Source organism: Streptomyces sp. NBC_00513 (genome assembly GCF_041431415.1).
Taxonomy (GTDB): domain Bacteria; phylum Actinomycetota; class Actinomycetes; order Streptomycetales; family Streptomycetaceae; genus Streptomyces.
Genome location: NZ_CP107845.1, coordinates 3,979,886 through 3,998,925, shown reverse-complemented (window position 1 = coordinate 3,998,925; position 19,040 = coordinate 3,979,886). Strand labels below are relative to the sequence as shown.

Below are 19,040 nucleotides of genomic sequence, written 5' to 3'. Positions count from 1 at the left end.
GACACAGTTCACCTTTCCACCCTTTGTCGGATCATGCCTGCCTTACCGTCGACCGGCATGCGTGACAGGGCATCCGAGTGGAGGATTTCTGTGCGTGGAAGCACCCCGTGGGAGTATCTGTACCGACAGTGATGACTATGGAAGGCAGATTCGTGGCCGAGAAGCTCTACGCCACCCTGAAGACGAACCACGGCGACATCGAGATCGAGCTGCTCCCGAACTTCGCCCCCAAGACCGTGCGGAACTTCGTGGAGCTCGCCACCGGCGCCCGCGAGTGGACGCGACCCACGGACGGGCAGAAGACCACGGACCCGCTGTACGACGGCACGGTCTTCCACCGGATCATCAGCGGTTTCATGATCCAGGGTGGCGACCCGCTCGGCAACGGCACGGGCGGTCCGGGCTACCAGTTCGCGGACGAGTTCCACCCCGACCTGGCCTTCACCAAGCCGTACCTGGTCGCCATGGCCAACGCCGGGCCGGGGACCAACGGCTCGCAGTTCTTCATCACCGTCGCGCCGACCGCCTGGCTGACCCGCAAGCACACCATCTTCGGCGAGGTCACCGGCAAGGCCGGCCAGAAGATCGTGGACGCCATCGCCGGACTGCCGACCAACCCGCGCACCGAGCGCCCGCTGGACGACGTGATCATCCAGTCGGTCGTGATCGAGAAGCGCTGACCCCGACCGGGGAGACGCCCGACCGCGGCTCCGGGACCGGTCGGCCCCGGCCGGGAGCCGACGACCGCGGCCCCCGGGAACCTTTTCGCCCCGCCCGTCCGTCCTGGATACATACCTGGACACCTACCGGACCGGCGGGGTGGCACCATCCGCCTCGCCACCGATCGAGGGGACCGATGGACACCGACCGTCTGCCGGGCTGTTACCGCCACCCGGACCGGGGCACGGGCATCAGCTGCACCCGCTGCGAGCGTCCGATCTGTCCCGAGTGCATGATCAGCGCCTCGGTGGGCTTCCAGTGCCCCGAATGCGTCCGGGAGGGCTCCGGCACGGGCCACCGTCCCACCGCGAACGCCCCGCGCACCATCGCCGGCGGCGTGGTCGCCGCCGACCCGCACCTCGTCACCAAGATCCTCATCGGCGTCAATGTCGCCCTGTTCTTCGCGACCCTCCTGGCGCCGGGGATCGTCCTCCCCCTGGAGCTGCTCGGCGGCTACGTCGACTATTGGGGCGGACCGCTCCACGGCGTCGCCGGCGGCGAGTACCACCGCCTGCTGACCTCGGTGTTCCTGCACACCCAGTGGTGGCACATCATCGGCAACATGATCGCCCTGTGGGTGATCGGCGGTCCCCTGGAAGCGGCCCTGGGCCGGGCCCGCTACCTGACCCTCTACCTGCTGTCGGGCCTGGGCGGCAGCGCCCTCGTCTACCTGCTGACCGGGCCGTCCACCCAGACCCTCGGTGCGTCGGGCGCCATCTTCGGACTGCTCGGCGCCACCGTCGTACTGGCGCGCCGGCTGCGCTACGAGATGCGTCCGGTCCTGATCATGGTCGGTCTGATGCTGTTGTTGACCTTCGTGCGGATCGGGGACGTCGAGGTGTCCTGGCAGGCCCACATCGGCGGCCTGGTCACCGGTGCGCTGGTGGCACTGGGGATGCTCCTGCCCGCCGCGGGCAGAAAGCGGGCGTTGATCCAGTGGGGGACGTGCGCGGCGGTGTTTCTCCTGGTCATGGGTGTGATCGTGGTCCGTACGGCCCAACTGACCGCACTCACCTGATCACACCGGCGTCAACTCTCCACAGAGTTATCCACAGATCTTCTGTCTTTTCCTCAGGTGTGGATGACGCTGTGGATAACTCATGGGGAGAGCTTCCCAGGGTGGTCCCGCTGCGCTAGTGCTGTGACCGGGCGCGCGGGACTACCCACACCGCGTGGGGAAGGCTACTTCCACTGCGTGGAGACGCCGAACCCGGCCGCGATGAAGCCGAATCCGACCACGATGTTCCAATTGCCCAGCGACTCGATCGGCAGCTGGGTATCGGTCACGTAGAAGACGACGATCCAGGCCAGACCGATCAGGAAGAAGGCCAGCATGACCGGGGCCACCCAGCTCCGGTTCGTCAGCCTGATCGTCTGCGCCTGCCGCGTGGGCGGCGGGGTGTAGTCGTCCTTCTTGCGGATACGTGACTTCGGCACGAGGGGCTCTCCTGTCGATGCGCTGGGGACCTTGCCTGCCCCGGGCGTCCGTTAGCGTAGTGGACCTGTGGCGTTGAAGGAGAAGGCTACGTTGAGCAATTCCGACGACTCCTCCGCGGGTCCCCGTGGCCGGGCCAGGCCCGTCCGGTTGTTGACCGCTGCCGTTTTCGCCCTGGCCGGCCTCATCTTCGTCACCAGTTTCAACACGTCCAAGGGTACGAACATTCGCACGGACGGCTCACTCCTGAAGCTGTCCGACCTCATCCACGAGCGCAGCCAGGACAACGCCGAGCTGGAGCGGACCACCGCGACCGTGCGCGACCAGGTGGACGCCCTCGCGGAGCGCGACGACGGGAGCACCAGGGCCGAGGACGCCAAGCTGGCCGCCCTGCGCACAGCCTCGGGCACCGAGGAGCTCTCCGGCAAGGGTCTGACGGTCACGCTCAACGACGCGCCGCCGAACGCCACGGCCCGCATCCCCAACGTTCCCGAACCGCAGCCCAACGACCTCGTCATCCACCAGCAGGACCTCCAGGCCGTGGTGAACGCGCTGTGGCTCGGTGGCGCCCAGGGCATCGAGGTCATGGACCAGCGGTTGATCGCCACCAGCGCCGTGCGCTGCGTCGGCAACACGCTGATCCTCCAGGGCCGGGTCTACTCGCCCCCCTACAAGGTGTCGGCCGTCGGTGATCCGCGCGCGTTGCGCAAGGCCCTGGCCGCCTCGCCCGCCCTGCAGAACTACCAGCTGTACGTGAACGCGTACGGGCTCGGCTGGAAAGTGGAGGAGCACAAGGAGCTGACACTCCCCGCCTACTCCGGCACAGTGGACCTCCACTATGCGAAGCCCGTGGAGTCCGCCACGCCCTGACGTCGTACTGCGGCTGCTGGTACGGACGTTCAGCGAGGTGTGTCTGACCGTCGGCACGGTGATCGTGTTGTTCGTCGTGTACGTGCTCCTGTGGACCGGGGTCAAGGCCGACCGGGCCATGGACGGGGAGATGGCCCGGATGCGCGACCGCTGGGCCGCGCCCGCCGCCCACGCACCGGCCCCCGCTCCGGTGCCGACGACCGCCGCCCCGAGTCCCTCGACGGGTCCCTCGACGGGTCCCTCGACACGGCCCTCGACACGGCCGGAACCGGCGCGGACCCCCGAGGGCCGGGCCTTCGCCGAGATGTACGTGCCCCGCTTCGGTCGGGACTGGAACAAGCCCGTGCTGGAGGGCACCGGCACCGAGCTGCTCAAGAAGGGCCTCGGCCACTACCCGGGCAGCGGCCGGCTCGGCGAGACCGGGAACTTCGCGGTCGCCGGGCACCGGCGGACGTACGGGGACCCCTTCAAGGACATCCCCGAGCTGCGGCCGGGGGACAGCGTGATCCTCAAGGACGCGACGACCTGGTACACGTACACGGTCCGGGCCGCGCCGCTGCGCACCCTGCCCGACGAGACCGGGGTGGTCGACGCGGTGCCCGCGCGCTCCCCCTTCACCACCCCCGGCCGCTACCTGACCCTGACCACCTGCGATCCGGAATGGGGCCACAGCCACCGGCTGATCGTCTGGGCCGAACTCACGGGCACCCGGGGAGCCGCCGAGGGCGAACCCGAGGGTTTGTCGAGCTGACCCCTGTCGTCGGGCCGCTGCCTTTAGTCTGTTGCGGTACCGCCCCCGCGGTGCGTGGGACGAAAGGGACGCGGACGGAATGTACGGCTGGATCTGGCGGCACCTGCCCGGCAACGCGTGGGTCCGCGCGCTGATCTCTCTCGTACTGGTCCTCGCGGTGGTCTTCGTGCTCTTCCAGTACGTCTTCCCGTGGGCCGAGCCGCTCCTTCCGTTCAACGATGTGACGGTGGACGAGGGATCGGGAGCCACTCCGTGAGCGCGCGCATTCTGGTTGTCGACAACTACGACAGCTTTGTCTTCAATCTGGTCCAGTACCTCTACCAGCTCGGCGCCGAATGCGAGGTCCTGCGCAACGACGAGGTCGAGCTCGCGCACGCGCAGGACGGCTTCGACGGCGTGCTCCTGTCACCCGGACCCGGCACCCCCGAGGAGGCCGGCGTCTGCGTGGACATGGTGCGGCACTGCGCGGAGACCGGTGTGCCGGTCTTCGGCGTCTGCCTCGGCATGCAGTCGATGGCCGTCGCCTACGGAGGGGTCGTGGGCCGCGCTCCCGAGCTGCTGCACGGCAAGACCTCGCCCGTGACGCACGAGGGGCTCGGGGTCTTCGAGGGACTGCCGTCGCCGTTCACCGCGACCCGCTACCACTCGCTCGCCGCCGAGCCGCTGACCCTGCCGGACGTGCTGGAGGTCACCGCGCGCACCGAGGACGGCATCATCATGGGGCTGCGGCACCGGGAGCACGACGTCGAGGGCGTGCAGTTCCACCCCGAGTCGGTGCTGACCGAGTGGGGCCACCGGATGCTCGCCAACTGGCTCGTGCGCTGCGGTGACACCGGGGCCGTCGGGCGTTCGGTGGGGCTGGCCCCGGTGGTGGGCAAGGCCGTCGCGTGACGGCGGTCGCGCCGTCCGTGCCCACGGAGGGACGGGCCGCGCGGCGCAGGGCGGCGCAGGAGGCCGCGAAGCGCTCCCACGCGCGGGGGCGCAGGCGGGGCGGGCGCCGGCGTCGGCCCCCACGCTCGGGCGGCCCGCTGGTGGTGCTCACCCGGGCGCTCGGGGAGCTGTTCATCACGACGGGCCTCGTGATGCTGCTGTTCGTCACCTACCAGCTCTGGTACACGAACCTGCTGGCGGAACGGGCGGTGGACGGAGCCGCCGGATCGCTGCGGCAGAACTGGGAACGCAACCCGGGCGCCGCCGCCGCGCCGCAGGTCGAGGCCTTCGAGCCGGGACAGGGGTTCGCGATCATGTACATCCCGAAGCTGGACGTGAAGGTGCCGGTGGCCGAGGGCATCAGCAAGCCCAAGGTGCTGGACAAGGGGCTGGTCGGGCACTACTCCGAAGGCTCCCTGAAGACGGCGATGCCGGCGGACAAGCAGGGCAACTTCGCGGTGGCCGGACACCGGAACACCCACGGGGAGCCGTTCCGCTACATCAACAAGCTGGTGCCCGGCGACCCGATCGTGGTGGAGACGCGGGACGCGTACTACACGTACGAGATGACCTCGGCGTTGGCGCAGACCTCGCCCGCGAACGTGTCGGTGATCAAGCCGGTGCCGGAGGGTTCCGGCTTCACGACCCCGGGCCGGTACCTCACACTGACGACCTGCACCCCCGAGTTCACCAGCACCTACCGGATGATCGTATGGGGCAGGATGGTCGAGGAACGCCCCCGCAGCCAGGGCGTTCCGCCCGCGCTGAAGAGCCCGTGAGAGCCCCGTGAGAGTCCGTGAGAGCCCGTAACCAAGAGCCCCCGGAGAGCCGGCGGGGCCCGCGAGGGCCCGTGAAGAGCCGCCTGACCGCTCGTACGTCGTAGAGGACGAATCCGCAGTGTCTCGTGCCCGCCGTCGCCGTTCCGCACCGCCGAGCCGCAACCGCGGTGTGCTCGCCGGTTTCCTGAGCCTGCTGGGCGAACTCCTGATCACGGTCGGACTGGTCCTGGGCCTGTTCGTGGCCTACTCGCTGTGGTGGACGAACGTGCTCGCCGACCGGCACGCGTCGGCCAAGGGCGACGCCGTCCGCGAGCAGTGGCAGCGCTCGCCCGCTCCCTCCGACCAGAAGCCCGCCGCGCCGGGGGCGCTCGACACCCAGGGCGGCATCGGCTTCCTGCACGTGCCCGCGATGAAGAACGGCGAGGTGCTGGTCAAGCCGGGCATCGCCCCGGACGTCCTGAACGACGGGGTCGCCGGCTACTACACGGAGCCGGTCAAGTCCGCGCTGCCGTGGGACGCCAAGGGCAACTTCTCGCTGGCGGCGCACCGGGACGGGCACGGCGCCAAGTTCCACAACATCGACAAGCTGCGCGACGGCGACGCGATCGTCTTCGAGACGCGCGACACCTGGTACGTGTACAAGGTCTTCGCGGAGCTGCGCCAGACCTCGAAGTACAACGTGGACGTGCTCAGCCCGATCCCGAAGGAGTCGGGCCGGACCGTCGCCGGCCGCTACATCACGCTCACCACCTGCACACCGGTGTACACCTCGAAGTACCGGTACATCGTCTGGGGCGAGTTGCAGCGGACCGAGAAGGTGGACGGCGACCGCACCCCGCCGGCGGAACTGCGCTGACGTCCCGCCCCGGCCCCCCGGGCCCCCATCTCCCGGGATGCCCCCGGACGGCCCTGGAAGGGCCCTGTGGGCGCCCCTGGGGCGCAAGTGACGAAAGGGCCCGGCCCCCTCCCGATGGGAGGGGGCCGGGCCCTTCGAGTGTCGCCCCGGCGGGGCGGCGTCGATCAGCGGCCGAGACCGCCGATGAAGCCCCCGTTGCCGCCGTTGTTGCCGCCGTTGCCCCCGTTGCCCCCGCCGCCCTTGGGGAAGGTGCGGACGTTGATGACGGTGCCCGCCGGGACCTGGCTGCCGACGCCGGGGTTGGAGTCGAACACCACGGCGTCGTCCTCGGACGGACCGCTGAGGACCGCGCCGAAGGACAGGCCGACCCCCTGGAGGGTCTGCTTCGCCTGGCCCACGGTCTGGCCGGTCAGCGTCGGAACGGCGACCGGGGCCACCTGCTCCTTGGCGATGGTGATGTTGACCGTGGTGTCCTTGTCCAGGCTCTCGCCCGCCTTGTACTGCTGCTTGAAGACCGTCTTCGCCGGCGTGCCGGCGGGGGCGTCCTCCTCGGTGACGCTGCCCAGCTTCAGCTTGGCGTCCTGGAGGGCCTTCGCGGCCTGGGCCTGGTTCTTGCCGGCGAGGTCCGGGACCGTGGCCTTCGAGAACTCCTTGGCCACCGTCAGCGTGACCGTGGAACCCTTCTCGGCCTCGGTGCCCGACTTCGGGTCCTGATCGAGGACGATGCCCGCGGGCTGGTCGGACTCCACGGTCTTCTTCTGGACCTCGAAGCCCTTGGCCTTCAGGTCCGCCTCGGCCTTGTCGAACGCCAGGCGGCGCACGTCGATGACGGCCACCGGGGGCGCGCCCGAGGAGATCTTGACCGTGACGCTGCTGCCCTTGTCCACCTTGGTGTCGGCGGCCGGATCCTGCTCGCAGATCTTGCCCTTCGGCTGGTTGTCGCACTTCATCTCGCCGCCCTGGACCACCTGGAGGCCGATGTTCTTGCCCCGTTCCTGCGCCGCGACCAGGGTGTCGCCGATCAGCTTGGGCACGCTGGCCCGGTTGTCGGCGTTCCCGTCGAAGATGGTCCTGCCGATGAGGATGGCGCCGACCAGGACGAGGACGCCCGCCAGGACCAGCAGGACCGTCGAGGCGCGGCTCTTCTTCTGCGGCCGGCGGCCGTGCCCCTGGTCGTAGCCGCCCTGGTCGCCGTATCCGTAACCGCCGCCGCCCGAACCCGCCGGCGGCATCATCGAGGTCTGGCCGGAGTCCGCCGAGCGCAGGGCGGTGGTGGGCTGGTCGTAGCCCCCCTGGTGGCCGTAGCCGCCCTGGTCGGGGTAGCCGTAGCCGGCCGCGCCCATGGAGGCGGTCGCGGTGACGGGCTGGCCGTCGAGGCAGGCCTCGATGTCCGCCCGCATCTCGTCGGCGGACTGGTAGCGGTAGTCGGGGTCCTTGACCAGGGCCTTGAGGACGATGGCGTCCATCACGGGCGTGATCTCGGGGTCGAAGTTCGACGGGGGCTGCGGCTCTTCCCGGACGTGCTGGTAGGCGACGGCCACGGGGGAGTCACCGACGAACGGGGGCCGGACGCAGAGCAGTTCGTACAGCAGGCAGCCGGCCGAGTAGAGGTCGGAGCGGGCGTCGACCTGCTCGCCCTTGGCCTGCTCCGGGGAGAGGTACTGGGCGGTGCCGATGACGGCGGCGGTCTGCGTCATGGTCATGCCTGAGTCGCCCATGGCGCGGGCGATGCCGAAGTCCATGACCTTGACCTGGCCGGTGCGGGTCAGCATCACGTTCGCGGGCTTGATGTCGCGGTGCACGATGCCGGCGCGGTGGGAGTACTCCAGGGCCTGGAGGATGCCGATGCACATTTCGAGCGTGCGCTCGGGCAGCAGCTTGCGTCCGGAGTGCAGCAGCTCGCGCAGGGTGGATCCGTCGACGTACTCCATCACGATGTACGGGATGGAGATGTTGTCGACGTAGTCCTCGCCGGTGTCGTAGACGGCGACGATCGCCGGGTGGTTGAGCGACGCGGCGGACTGGGCCTCGCGGCGGAACCGGGCCTGGAAGGACGGGTCGCGGGCGAGGTCCGCTCGCAGGGTCTTCACGGCGACGGTACGGCCGAGCCGGGTGTCGTGGCCGAGGTAGACCTCGGCCATGCCACCGCGGCCGAGCACGTGGCTCAGCTCGTACCGGCCGCCGAGGCGACGCGGCTCTTCCATAACTTGCAGCCCTCTCCGTCAGTCCCGACCGCACCGGTGTGTGGTCCGGCGGTGTGCTGTTCGCGCAAAGGCTACCGGCCGATCGTGGGTGATCGGTTCGTGACCACAGGCTGATACCCGACCGGTACCGTACGCTCCGATCCGGACCGGATCAGTGGTCCGGATCACCCTCCCCGCCGTGCCGGCGGACGCTCATCGGTTGCTCTTCAGTACGGCTTCCATGACGGCCTTCGCGACGGGCGCGGCCAGGCCGCCGCCGCTGATGTCCTCGCGTTCGGCGGCGCTGTCCTCGATCACGACGGCGACGGCGACGGGCGAGGTGCCGTCGGGCTTCTCGGCGTAGGAGATGAACCAGGCGTAGGGGCGCTTGGCGTTCTTCTCGCCGTGCTGGGCGGTGCCGGTCTTGCCGCCGACGACGACGTCCTTGATCTTGGCCGGGGTGCCCGTGCCCTTCTCGACGACGTTGACCATCATCTGCTGGACCTTCTGCGCGTTCGCCGGGGAGAGCGGGCGGCTCATCTCCTGCGGCTCGTGCTTCTCGACGGTGTCGATATTGGGAGCGGTCAGCTGGTCGACCATGTACGGCTTCATCAGCTTGCCGTCGTTCGCGATGGCGGCGGTGACCATGGCCATCTGGAGCGGGGTGGCGGCGGTGTTGAACTGGCCGATGGAGCTCTGCGCGTTGCCGTCCTTGCCCATCGTCTTGTCGTAGACGCTGGCGAAGGCGCGGACCGGGGTGTCGACGGTGCTGTTGAAGCCGAACTTCTCGGCGGTCTCGACCATCTTGTCGCGGCCGACCTTGTCGCCCATGTTCGCGAACACGGAGTTGCAGGAGACCTGGAGCGCGAAGTTCAGCGTCGCCTTCTCGCAGCCGCTCGCGTGGTTGACCATCGGGGTCCGGGTGCCGGGCAGCATGTACGGCTCGGGAGTGTCCGTGGCGGCGTTGATGTCGCTCACCACGTTGTTCTCCAGGGCGGCCGCGGCCGTGACCACCTTGAAGGTGGAGCCCGGCGGGTAGGTCTCGCGCAGGGCGCGGTTGACCAGGTTCTTGTCCTCGCTGTCCTTCAGCTGGACCCAGGCCTTCTCGTCGTTCTTCGAGAAGCCGGCGAAGCTGGACGGGTCGTACGAGGGGGTGCTGACCAGGGCCAGGATGGCGCCCGTGCGCGGGTCGAGCGCCGCGACGGCACCCTTCTTGTTGCCCAGCTGCTTGAACGCGGCCTTCTGCGCGGCGGCGTTCAGGGTGGTGATGACATTGCCGCCGGCCTTCTTCTCGCCGGTGAACATGCCGATGGTGCGGTCGAAGAACAGCCGGTCGTCGTTGCCGGTGAGGATGCCGTCGTCGAGGCTCTCCAACTGCGTCGAGCCGAACGCCTGCGAGGCGTACCCGGTGACGGGCGCCCACAGGGGGCCGTCGAGGTAGGTGCGCTTGTACTTGAAGTCGCTGCCGTCGGTCACGGAGGAGCCGGTGATCGGCTTGCCCTCGACGATGATGTTGCCGCGCTCCGTGGCGTACTGGGCGATCTGGACCCGGCGGTTCTCCTTGCGCGTGCTGAGGTCCTCGGCCTGGACGTACTGCAACCAGTTGGTCCGCACGAGCAGCGCGAGGACGAGGAGCCCGCAGAACAGCGAGATGCGACGCAGGGGCTTGTTCATGACGGACGAACCACCTGTGTCATCTCGGAGTCGGGGGACGGAGCGGGGGACGGAGCGGGACGCCGTGCGGTGTCGCTGATCCGGATGAGGATGGCGATGAGGACCCAGTTCGCGAGGACGGAGGAGCCGCCCGACGCGAGGAAGGGCATCGTCATGCCGGTCAGGGGGATGAGGCCCATGACACCGCCGGCGACGACGAAGATCTGGATGGCGAAGGCGCCGGAGAGACCGATGGCGAACAGCTTGCCGAAGGGGTCCCGGGCGGCGAGGGCGGTGCGGGCACCGCGCTCGATGATCAGGCCGTAGATCAGGAGGAAGGCCATCACGCCGGCCAGGCCGAGTTCTTCGCCGACCGTGGAGAAGATGAAGTCGGAGTTGGCGGCGAAGCCGATCAGGTCGGAGTTGCCCTGTCCCCAACCGGTGCCGAGCACGCCACCGGAACCGAAGCTCATGATCGACTGGCCGACCTGCTCGCAGGCCCCGGACTTGGCGTAGCAGGCGAAGGGGTCGAGCCAGGCGTCCACACGGGCCTTGACGTGGCTCGCGGTGGTGCCGACGACGACGGCGCCGCCGACGGACATGAGCAGACCGATGACGATCCAGCTCGTGCGCTCGGTGGCGACGTACAGCATGATCACGAACATGCCGAAGAACAGCAGCGAGGTGCCGAGGTCGTTCTCGAAGATGAGGACGAGCAGGCTCATCGCCCAGATCATCAGGATCGGGCCGAGGTCGCGGCCGCGCGGCAGGTAGAGACCCATGAAGCGGCGGCTGGCCAGGGCCAGGGCGTCACGCTTGACCATCAGGTAGCCAGCGAAGAAGATCGCGATGACGATCTTCGCGAACTCGCCCGGCTGGATGGAGAAGCCGCCGACGCTGATCCAGATCTTCGCGCCGAAGACGTCGGCGCCGAGGCCCGGGACGACGGGCAGGATCAGCAGGACCAGCGCGGCCGCCATCGAGATGTACGTGAACCGCTGGAGCACGCGGTGGTCCTTGAGGACCAGCAGCACGCCCACGAACATGGCCAGGGCCATCGCCGTGTACATCATCTGCCGCGGCGCCGACTCGGAGAACGCGCCGAAGCTCCGCTTCGCGAGGTTCTGGAGCCGCTCGGACTGGTCGAGCCGGTAGATCAGCACCAACCCGAGGCCGTTGAGCAGGGTGGCGAGCGGCAGCAGCAGCGGGTCGGCGTACTTCGCGTAGCGACGCACGGCGACATGCGCGAGACCGGCCAGGACGCCGAGGCCGAGGCCGTAGGCCACCATGCCCGGGGGCAGGGAGCCGTTCATGGCCAGGCCCACATTGGCGTAGGCGAAGATCGGGATGACCACGGCGAAGCCGAGCAGCAGGAGCTCGGTGTTCCGCCGGCTCGGAGCCTCGATGGCGCCGATGGTGGTCGTGTTGGTGACAACGCTCATGGTGTGGCAGGCCCCCTGCGCCCGCGTATCTCTACTGCTTTTCGCACTGGCCGGCCAGTTGCTGCTCGGCGGCAGTCAGGCTGGGGCCGGGTGTCGTGCTGGGCTTCGCCTCGGCGGCGCGGCGGGCTTCGTCCTTCTTGCAGGCGGACACCTGCGCGGTGAGCTCGTCGATCTTCTGACGTGCTCCGTCGAGGCTGTCCTCGCTGATGGTGGCCTCGACCTGCTTGCGCTTGAAGGGCGGCAGGTACTTGAGTTCGATGTCGGGGTGATCCGCCTCGACCTTCGAGAGGTGGATCCACGCGAGGTTCTGGTTGATGCCGCGGTACAGCGCGACGTGCTCGTCCTTGACGCCCACGTAGAACTGGGTCTGCGTCCACCGGTGGCCGGCGTACACGCCGCCGCCGACGAGCCCGGCCACGAGCAGCAGGAGCAGCGTGCGCACGGTCCACTTGCGCCCTTTGCCGCGACGTCTGCGCGGGTGGTCGTACGTGTCCTCTTCGGCGTCGTAGGCGTCGGGTTCGCCGAAGCCGCCGTACGCGCCGCCGCCCTGGCCCGGGTCCTGGTTCTGGTCGGGGTAGCCGTAACCGGTGGCCTCACCGCTGCCGGGAGGGCCGAAGGAACCCGCGGGCGGGGAGGCCTGGCGGCCGAGCCCGGAGGCGCGGCCGGCCGGGGTCTGCATGGCGTTGCCGTCGAACAGCTGGTGCTGGTTCTCGGCGACCGCGCCCACGACGACCGGGCTGTCGTTGATCTGGGCGGCCAGGGTGTCGCCGCTGTCGGTGTCGAGGACGTCGGCGACGATGCAGGTGATGTTGTCGGGTCCGCCGCCGCGCAAGGCGAGTTGGATCAGCGCCTGCACGGTCTCGTGGGGGCCGTGGTAGTCGGCGAGGGTCTCTTCCAGGGTCTGGTGGGAGACCACGCCGGAGAGCCCGTCGGAGCAGATGAGGTAGCGGTCGCCGGCGCGGACCTCGCGGATCGACAGATCGGGTTCGACGATGTCGCCGCTGCCGAGCGCACGCATCAGCAGCGAGCGCTGCGGGTGCGTGGTGGCTTCCTCTTCGGTGATCCGGCCCTCGTCGACGAGCCGTTGCACCCAGGTGTGGTCCTGGGTGATCTGGGTGAGGACGCCGTCGCGGAGCAGGTAGGCGCGCGAGTCGCCGACGTGCACGAGGCCGAGTCGCTGACCGGTCCACAGCAGGGCGGTGAGCGTGGTGCCCATGCCTTCGAGCTGGGGGTCCTCCTCGACCATGACGCGCAACTGGTCGTTGGCGCGCTGCACGGCCACGCTGAGCGCGGTGAGGATGTCGGAACCCGGGACGTCGTCGTCGAGCTGCACGAGCGTGGAGATCACCTCGGAGCTCGCGACCTCACCGGCGGCCTGGCCGCCCATGCCGTCGGCGATGGCGAGGAGACGGGGACCGGCGTAGCCGGAGTCCTCGTTCCCCTCGCGGATCATGCCCTTGTGCGATCCGGCGGCGAACCGTAGGGACAGACTCATGCGCACCTGCCCTGTCGACGATGCCTCCGGGTACAACCGGTCTCGAGCCACACTGCCCACCCTCCGGTCGGGAGCGCGCTCCGGTCGCAGTCCCCGGTGGGACGGACCGCCGCGGCTCGCTCGCTCCGCTCGCTCATTCTCGTACTACTTCCGCAGCTCGATGACGGTCTTGCCGATGCGGATCGGGGCGCCCGGCGGGATGGGCGTCGGGGTGGTCAGCCGGGTCCGGTCGAGATACGTGCCGTTGGTGGACCCGAGATCCTCGACGATCCACTGGCCGTCACGATCCGGGTAGATCCTGGCATGACGGCTCGACGCGTAGTCGTCGTCCAGCACGATCGTGGAGTCGTGGGCGCGGCCCAGCGTGATCGTCTGCCCGGCGAGGGCCACGGTGGTGCCCGTGAGGGTGCCCTCCGAGACGACCAGCTTGGTCGGCGCACCCCGCCGCTGGCGCTGCTGTGGTGGCGCGGATTGCCGCCCCGCCTGTTGCGGAGCGCTGTTGGCGCCGCCCCGGCGCGAGCCGCGTTGCGTGACTCGCGTTCCGAAGAGGTCGCTGCGAATGACCTGGACGGCCACGATGACGAACAGCCACAAAACGGCCAGGAAACCCAACCGCATGACCGTCAGGGTCAGCTCTGACATTGCCCCCGCTTCACCCTTCGGCTTGCCGATAAATGATGGTGGTGCTGCCCACGACGATCCGCGAGCCGTCGCGGAGCGTAGCGCGGGTGGTGTGCTGCCCGTCCACCACGATGCCGTTGGTGGACCCCAGATCCTGGATCGTCGGGGGCGTTCCGGTCCGGATCTCACAGTGCCGGCGGGAAACGCCGGGGTCGTCGATCCGCACATCGGCCTCGGTGCTTCGGCCGAGTACGAGCGTGCCGCGCGAGATCTGATGGCGGGTGCCGTTGATCTCGATCCAGCGGCGCGTGGTGCCGCCGCCGGAAGTCATGGGAGCCGCTCCGCCGGGGCCGCCGGGGGCGGTCCTGCGGGCGCCGGGTCCGCCGGGGGGCGGGGCGCTGGGCATGGGCGGGGCGGCGACCGGGGGGTACCCGTATCCGCCCTGCGGGCTGTCGGGAGCCGGGGCCTGCCCCAGGGGGCCGCCGCCTGACTGGGAGGTGCTGGAGGCGAGCGTACGGCTTCGGACGCGGTAGAGGCCCGTGTCGAGGTCGTCGGCCTTCTCCAGGTGGACCTTGATCGGTCCCATGAAGCTGTAGCGCTGCTGCTTGGCGTAGTCGCGGACGAGGCCCGCGAGCTCGTCGCCGAGCTGACCGGAGTAGGGACTCAGGCGGTCGTAGTCGCCGGCGCTGAGTTCCACGATGAAGTCGTTGGGTACGACGGTCCGCTCGCGGTTCCAGATGGTGGCGTTGTTGTCGCACTCCCGCTGGAGGGCGCCGGCGATCTCCACCGGCTGGACCTCGGACTTGAACACCTTGGCGAAGGTGCCGTTCACCAGACCTTCGAGTCGCTGCTCGAACCGCTTCAGGACTCCCATGGGGCACCTCCTCCGTCGTTGTCGCCCTGTACTGCTTACTGATCGTATCCACGCGTGGCGGATTCGGCTGGTTCCCCTTCGGCCTCGTGCCGAGGAGTGTTGGTCCTCACAAGCGATCGTAGGGGCGCTCAAGGGACAGTGTCCCGCACCGGGACGGGAGTGCGGGAGGGGCTGTCGAGGGTGAGGTGGGGGGAGCGGGAAAAGGGATGTGATTCCACCCTGTCTGGCGTGCTAATCTTTCGACGTCGCCAGGGGAACGGCCCGAAAGGGAAGATCCACTGGTAGCCGCTCGGGCGAGTGGCGGAACGGCAGACGCGCTGGCTTCAGGTGCCAGTGTCCTTCGGGACGTGGGGGTTCAAATCCCCCCTCGCCCACTTCGAGTGGTTCTCGAACCACTCTGCTTGAATTGAGAGAACCCCCACTCCGGAGAGATCCGGAGTGGGGGTTCTTTCGTCGTGTCCGGAAGTCGATGTGTGACGGCGCTCTCTCCGGGTCTTCCCGCCGTCGTCAGACTTTCGTCGGGTGGGGTGCGACGAAAGTGGGCGGCGGGCGACGCGTGCGGGTGTCTAGGGTCGGGCGCGTGGAAACGACGGCGGGGACGCGTGCGGGGTGGGACTGGCTGAGGGGGCCGGAGCCCTGGTCCCGTCGGATGGTGGCGGGGGACCTGGCGCTGGCCGGTGTGATCGCCCTGCTCGGCCTGGGGATCGAGGAACTCGACAACGGCACCCCGCTGCGGATGTGGGCCGGCGTCCTGGTCGTGGTGGCGCTGACGCTGCTGCGCCGGCGGCTGCCCGCGACCACGCTGATCGTGGGTGCGGCGGTGTCGCCCTTCCTGCCCGGAACGTTCCTGATCACGGCCCTGCTGGGCTGGTCGGCGGGGCGCCGGGTCGAGGACGTCGGTCGGGCCCTGGGGGCCTTCACCGCCGCCTTCGTCGCCGAGGTCGGCTTCAGTGTGGTGGCCGAGTGGTCGCACACGCGGCTCCTGCTGACGATCGTGTTCTCCACGCTGATGTTCCTGGCCGTCACCGTCATGCCGGGTCTCGCCAGTCGGTACTGGTCCCAGCGCCGTACGTTGCTGCGCGCCCTCCAGGAACGCAACGGACAACTGATGCGCGAGCGGGCGATGGTCGCCGGGCAGGCCCGACTGCGGGAACGGCAGCGCATCGCGCAGGACATGCACGACAGTCTGGGCCACCAACTGGCGCTGATCTCGGTGCACACCGGCGCCCTTGAGGTGGACCCGAAACTCACCGACCGGCAGCGCGAGGCGGTGGGAGTGCTGCGGCACGCCTCGGTGGCCGCGATGCACGAACTCCGCGAGGTGGTCGGGATCCTGCGGGACGGGGTCGAGGCACCCGTCCCCGTCGAGGAGGCGTCGCAGCCCGCCGCCCGGGGGGTGGCCGGGATCGCCGGGATCGTGGAGGCGGCGCGGACCGCGGGTACCGACGTCCGGCTGACCGTCTCGGGGCGGCAGCGGCCGCTGGTGGCGGCCTGCGACCACGCGGCGTACCGGATCGCGCAGGAGGCGCTGACCAACGCCTACAAGCACGCGCCGGGGGCGCGGATCACGGTGGAACTGCGGTACGAGGACGACTCCCTGGTGGTGGAGATCGCCAACGGTCCCGCGGAGGGCCCGGGAGCCGGCGAGGTGGTGTCCGGCGGGCAGGGGCTTACGGGGCTGCGCGAGCGGGCCCGGCTGGTCGGCGGCATGGTCCACGCGGGGGCCGCCGAGGGCGGCGGGTTCCGGGTGGCGGGTGTGCTGCCGTACGGCGCGGAACCGGCCGGGACGGTCGAGGACGTGGCCGACGACTTCGGACAGCAGACGCAGGCGATGGGGCTCAAGGGCGCACCGCCGATGGACTGGGCGGCCGTCGACCGGGAGTTGGCGGTCCGCAGCCGTACCGGCGGGGTCGCGTTGGGCTGCGGCATCGCGGTCGCCGCGGTGATCCTGCTGGTCATCGTGATCGGGGCGGGGGTGGCCCTGCTGGTGGGATCCGCGAACAACGCCATGATCAGCGAGTCGGAGTACGACTCGACGCACGTGGGCGAGGCCGAGGACGCGGTCCGCGGGCGGCTGCCCGACGGCGACAGCATCCTGACGTCGGGCCTGGACGGGAAGGGACCGGCGCAGCCGGCCGGCACGGACTGCGTGGCGCTGCTCTCCTCGGAGGAGACGCGGCTGAACACCGATACGGTTTACCGGTTCTGCTTCAAGGACGGGAAGCTCGTCGACAAACAGACGTACGAGGTCAAGCAGTAGGAGCACGGGTGACACCCAGAGTGATCCGCGTCGTGATCGCCGACGACGAGCCGCTGATCCGGGCGGGCATAAGGATGATCCTGACCTCGGCGGCGGACATCGAGGTCGTGGCGGAGGCGGCCAACGGTCGGGAGGCGGTGGAACTGGCCCGGGCACACCACCCGGACGTGATGCTGCTCGACATCCAGATGCCGGTCATGGACGGGCTGACGGCACTGGGCGAACTGGGCCGCGCCGTGCCCGAGGTACGGGCCCTGATCCTCACCACCTTCGGCGAGCGGGAGAACGTCCTGCGCGCGCTGGGCGAGGGCGGCGCCGGGTTCCTGCTGAAGGACTCCGCGCCGGGTGAACTGATCGGCGCGGTGCGGGCCGCGGCGGCCGGCGACGCCTACCTCTCGCCCGCGGCGACCCGGCACGTGGTGGACCAGCTGGCCTCCGGGCGGTCCACCGGGCGGGGCGAGGAGGCCCGCCGTCGCGTGGCCGGGCTGAGCGAGCGGGAACGCGGGGTGCTGGCCTTGCTCGGCGAGGGACTGTCCAACGCGGAGGCCGGGCGCCGACTGCACATGAGCGAGGCCACGGTGAAGACCTACGTCAGCCGGATCCTGGCCAAGCTGGAGTGCGAGAACCGGGTGCAGGCGGCCCTGCTGGCCAGGGACGCGGGCCTGTAGATACGGTCGGGGCCCGCATCGATCGATGATGTGGGCCGAGTACGACGTTACGGGTGGGGGCGGCAGGCATGGCGACGGTACCGGGGCAGCGCGAGAGAGCGGCTGACGTGACGGACGGCGGGCGGATCCCGGTGGTGCAGGGGTTCGCCCCCCGCGTCGAGGGGGGCTCCCCCAAAGAGGCCGGCAAGGCGCTGAGGCTGCGGGTGCCGCGCGCGGCGCACGCGCGGTTCGAGCCCCCGACCGACCGGCCCGACGCCGTGCGGGCCGTCGAGGAGTCCAACGTGGGCCGGGTCGCCGAGCTGACGCCGATACGGGTGGGCCGGATGGCCGCCAACCCCTTCGCGTTCCTGCGCGGGTCGGCCGGGCTCATGGCGCACGACCTGTCCGGCGGTCCGGTGACCGGCGTCGGCGCTCAGATCTGCGGTGACGCGCACGCGGCGAACTTCGGCCTCTACGGGGACGCGCGCGGGCGACTGGTCATCGACCTGAACGACTTCGACGAGACCGAGTTCGGTCCGTGGGAGTGGGACGTCAAGCGGCTCGCGACCTCGCTGGTGCTGGCGGGGCGGGTGGCCGGGGCCGACGAGGACACCTGCCGGGCCGCGGCCCTGGACGCGGTGGGCGCGTACCGCCGGACCCTGCGACTGCTGGCCAAGCTGCCGGCGTTGGACGCCTGGAACGCCATCGCCGACGAGGAACTGGTCTCGCACGCCGACGCCCGTGATCTGCTCGGCACGTTGGAGCGGGTCTCGGAGAAGGCCCGGAACAACACCTCGGCCCGGTTCGCCGCCCGGTCGACGGAGGTCGGTACCGATGGACGGCGCCGCTTCGTGGACGCGCTGCCCGTGCTGCGCCGGGTCGGCGACGCCGAGGCCGCGGCCGTGGCGGCCTCGCTCGGCCCGTACCTGCACACCCTCCAGGGGGACCGGCTGCCGCTGCTGGCCCGGTACGCGATCCACGACGTGGCCTTCCGCGTGGTCGGGACCGGAAGCGTGGGAACGCGCTCGTACGTGGTGCTGCTGCTGGACCACCGGGGAGAACCGCTGGTCCTCCAGGTGAAGGAGGCCCGGCCCTCGGTACTGCTTCCCCACCTGCCCGCGCTGGGCTTCCACGCGGCGCCGGAGGAGCACGACGGGCGGCGGGTGGTGGCCGGGCAGAAGCGGATGCAGGTGGTCTCGGACATCCTGCTGGGGTGGACCACGGTGGAGGGGCGGCCGTTCCAGGTGCGCCAGTTCCGCAACCGCAAGGGCAGCGTGGACCCGGCGGCGCTGGCCGTGGACCAGATCGACGACTACGGCCGGATGACCGGGGCGCTGCTGGCCCGGGCGCACGCGCACAGCGTCGATCCCCGACTGCTGGCCGGGTACTGCGGCAAGAACGAGGAGCTGGACGAGGCGATGGCCGACTTCGCGGTGGCCTACGCGGACCGCAGCGAGGCCGATCACGAGGTCCTGGTGGCGGCCGTGCGCAACGGGCGGATCGCGGCCGAGGCCGGGGTCTGAG

At 70.0% G+C, this 19,040-nt stretch carries 17 protein-coding genes, 1 tRNA gene and 1 pseudogene; 12 read left to right on the top strand and 7 right to left on the bottom strand.

From position 1 onward, the window contains the following. The first annotated feature begins 152 nt into the window (after window positions 1-152). Both OHA84_RS18440 and OHA84_RS18435 read left to right on the top strand, forming a co-directional pair. A complete protein-coding gene (locus tag OHA84_RS18440; RefSeq protein ID WP_053675544.1) occupies window positions 153-680 on the top strand; it encodes a peptidylprolyl isomerase in 528 nt (175 codons plus the stop codon). Window positions 681-856: 176 nt separating this feature from the next. After that, the gene (locus OHA84_RS18435) at window positions 857-1,738 is read left to right on the top strand and encodes a rhomboid family intramembrane serine protease (RefSeq protein WP_053675545.1); all 882 of its coding nucleotides are present in this window, start codon (window positions 857-859) and stop codon (window positions 1,736-1,738) included. A gap of 164 nt (window positions 1,739-1,902) precedes the next feature. Here the strand turns inward: OHA84_RS18435 and crgA are convergent, their stop codons facing one another. Beyond that, a complete protein-coding gene (crgA, locus tag OHA84_RS18430; protein ID WP_053675547.1) occupies window positions 1,903-2,157 on the bottom strand; it encodes a cell division protein CrgA in 255 nt (84 codons plus the stop codon). A gap of 91 nt (window positions 2,158-2,248) precedes the next feature. Here crgA and OHA84_RS18425 point away from each other — a divergent pair, with 91 nt between their 5' ends. From OHA84_RS18425 to OHA84_RS18400, 6 genes and pseudogenes are all read left to right on the top strand, one after another. Then, a complete protein-coding gene (locus tag OHA84_RS18425; protein WP_053675549.1) occupies window positions 2,249-3,025 on the top strand; it encodes a DUF881 domain-containing protein in 777 nt (258 codons plus the stop codon). Further along, a complete protein-coding gene (locus tag OHA84_RS18420; RefSeq protein WP_266970708.1) occupies window positions 2,994-3,776 on the top strand; it encodes a class E sortase in 783 nt (260 codons plus the stop codon). Before OHA84_RS18425 ends, OHA84_RS18420 begins: the two co-directional genes overlap by 32 nt. 79 nt (window positions 3,777-3,855) lie before the next feature. Continuing rightward, window positions 3,856-4,032: a hypothetical protein gene (locus tag OHA84_RS18415; RefSeq protein WP_030011120.1), complete on the top strand. Its 177-nt coding sequence runs from the start codon at window positions 3,856-3,858 to the stop codon at window positions 4,030-4,032. Next, complete coding sequence (locus OHA84_RS18410) at window positions 4,029-4,667, top strand: aminodeoxychorismate/anthranilate synthase component II (RefSeq protein WP_053675553.1); 639 nt, start codon at window positions 4,029-4,031, stop codon at window positions 4,665-4,667. The genes OHA84_RS18415 and OHA84_RS18410 overlap by 4 nt, the downstream gene beginning before the upstream one ends. 152 nt (window positions 4,668-4,819) lie before the next feature. Then, window positions 4,820-5,485, top strand: a pseudogene (locus tag OHA84_RS18405) (class E sortase); the annotation flags it as partial. A 118-nt stretch (window positions 5,486-5,603) separates the two neighbouring features. Further along, window positions 5,604-6,341 carry a class E sortase gene (locus OHA84_RS18400; RefSeq protein WP_053675557.1) on the top strand — a complete coding sequence of 246 codons (738 nt, stop codon included), beginning with the start codon at window positions 5,604-5,606 and terminating at the stop codon, window positions 6,339-6,341. Between the two features lie 164 nt (window positions 6,342-6,505). Here the strand turns inward: OHA84_RS18400 and pknB are convergent, their stop codons facing one another. The 6 genes from pknB to OHA84_RS18370 all read right to left on the bottom strand — a co-directional run bounded on the left by pknB (window position 6,506) and on the right by OHA84_RS18370 (window position 14,609). Beyond that, window positions 6,506-8,545 (bottom strand): Stk1 family PASTA domain-containing Ser/Thr kinase, encoded by a 2,040-nt coding sequence (gene pknB, locus OHA84_RS18395; protein ID WP_266970712.1) that lies wholly within the window; start codon window positions 8,543-8,545, stop codon window positions 6,506-6,508. Window positions 8,546-8,737: 192 nt separating this feature from the next. Beyond that, on the bottom strand, window positions 8,738-10,198 hold the full coding sequence (locus tag OHA84_RS18390) for a penicillin-binding protein 2 (RefSeq protein WP_053675561.1): 1,461 nt from the start codon (window positions 10,196-10,198) through the stop codon (window positions 8,738-8,740). Then, window positions 10,195-11,619 (bottom strand): FtsW/RodA/SpoVE family cell cycle protein, encoded by a 1,425-nt coding sequence (locus OHA84_RS18385; protein WP_053675563.1) that lies wholly within the window; start codon window positions 11,617-11,619, stop codon window positions 10,195-10,197. Before OHA84_RS18385 ends, OHA84_RS18390 begins: the two co-directional genes overlap by 4 nt. Window positions 11,620-11,650: 31 nt before the next feature. Further along, on the bottom strand, window positions 11,651-13,114 hold the full coding sequence (locus OHA84_RS18380) for a PP2C family serine/threonine-protein phosphatase (RefSeq protein WP_053675565.1): 1,464 nt from the start codon (window positions 13,112-13,114) through the stop codon (window positions 11,651-11,653). Between the two features lie 144 nt (window positions 13,115-13,258). Next, window positions 13,259-13,756 carry an FHA domain-containing protein gene (locus tag OHA84_RS18375; RefSeq protein ID WP_053675567.1) on the bottom strand — a complete coding sequence of 166 codons (498 nt, stop codon included), beginning with the start codon at window positions 13,754-13,756 and terminating at the stop codon, window positions 13,259-13,261. 10 nt (window positions 13,757-13,766) lie between these two features. Further along, the gene (locus OHA84_RS18370) at window positions 13,767-14,609 is read right to left on the bottom strand and encodes a DUF3662 and FHA domain-containing protein (RefSeq protein ID WP_053675569.1); all 843 of its coding nucleotides are present in this window, start codon (window positions 14,607-14,609) and stop codon (window positions 13,767-13,769) included. A gap of 291 nt (window positions 14,610-14,900) precedes the next feature. On the opposite strand from OHA84_RS18370, the gene OHA84_RS18365 reads away from it, so the two are divergent. The 4 genes from OHA84_RS18365 (at window position 14,901) to OHA84_RS18350 (ending at window position 19,039) form a co-directional block, all read left to right on the top strand. Next, window positions 14,901-14,983: transfer RNA gene (locus OHA84_RS18365), tRNA-Leu, on the top strand. A 275-nt stretch (window positions 14,984-15,258) separates the two neighbouring features. Further along, window positions 15,259-16,869, top strand: a complete 1,611-nt coding sequence (locus OHA84_RS18360) for a sensor histidine kinase (RefSeq protein ID WP_053675571.1) — start codon at window positions 15,259-15,261, stop codon at window positions 16,867-16,869. Window positions 16,870-16,877: 8 nt separating this feature from the next. Then, entirely contained in the window at window positions 16,878-17,537 is a 660-nt protein-coding gene (locus OHA84_RS18355) for a response regulator (RefSeq protein WP_053675573.1), read from the top strand. Between the two features lie 68 nt (window positions 17,538-17,605). Further along, window positions 17,606-19,039: a DUF2252 domain-containing protein gene (locus tag OHA84_RS18350; protein WP_266948555.1), complete on the top strand. Its 1,434-nt coding sequence runs from the start codon at window positions 17,606-17,608 to the stop codon at window positions 19,037-19,039. The last annotated feature ends 1 nt before the right edge of the window (window position 19,040 follow it).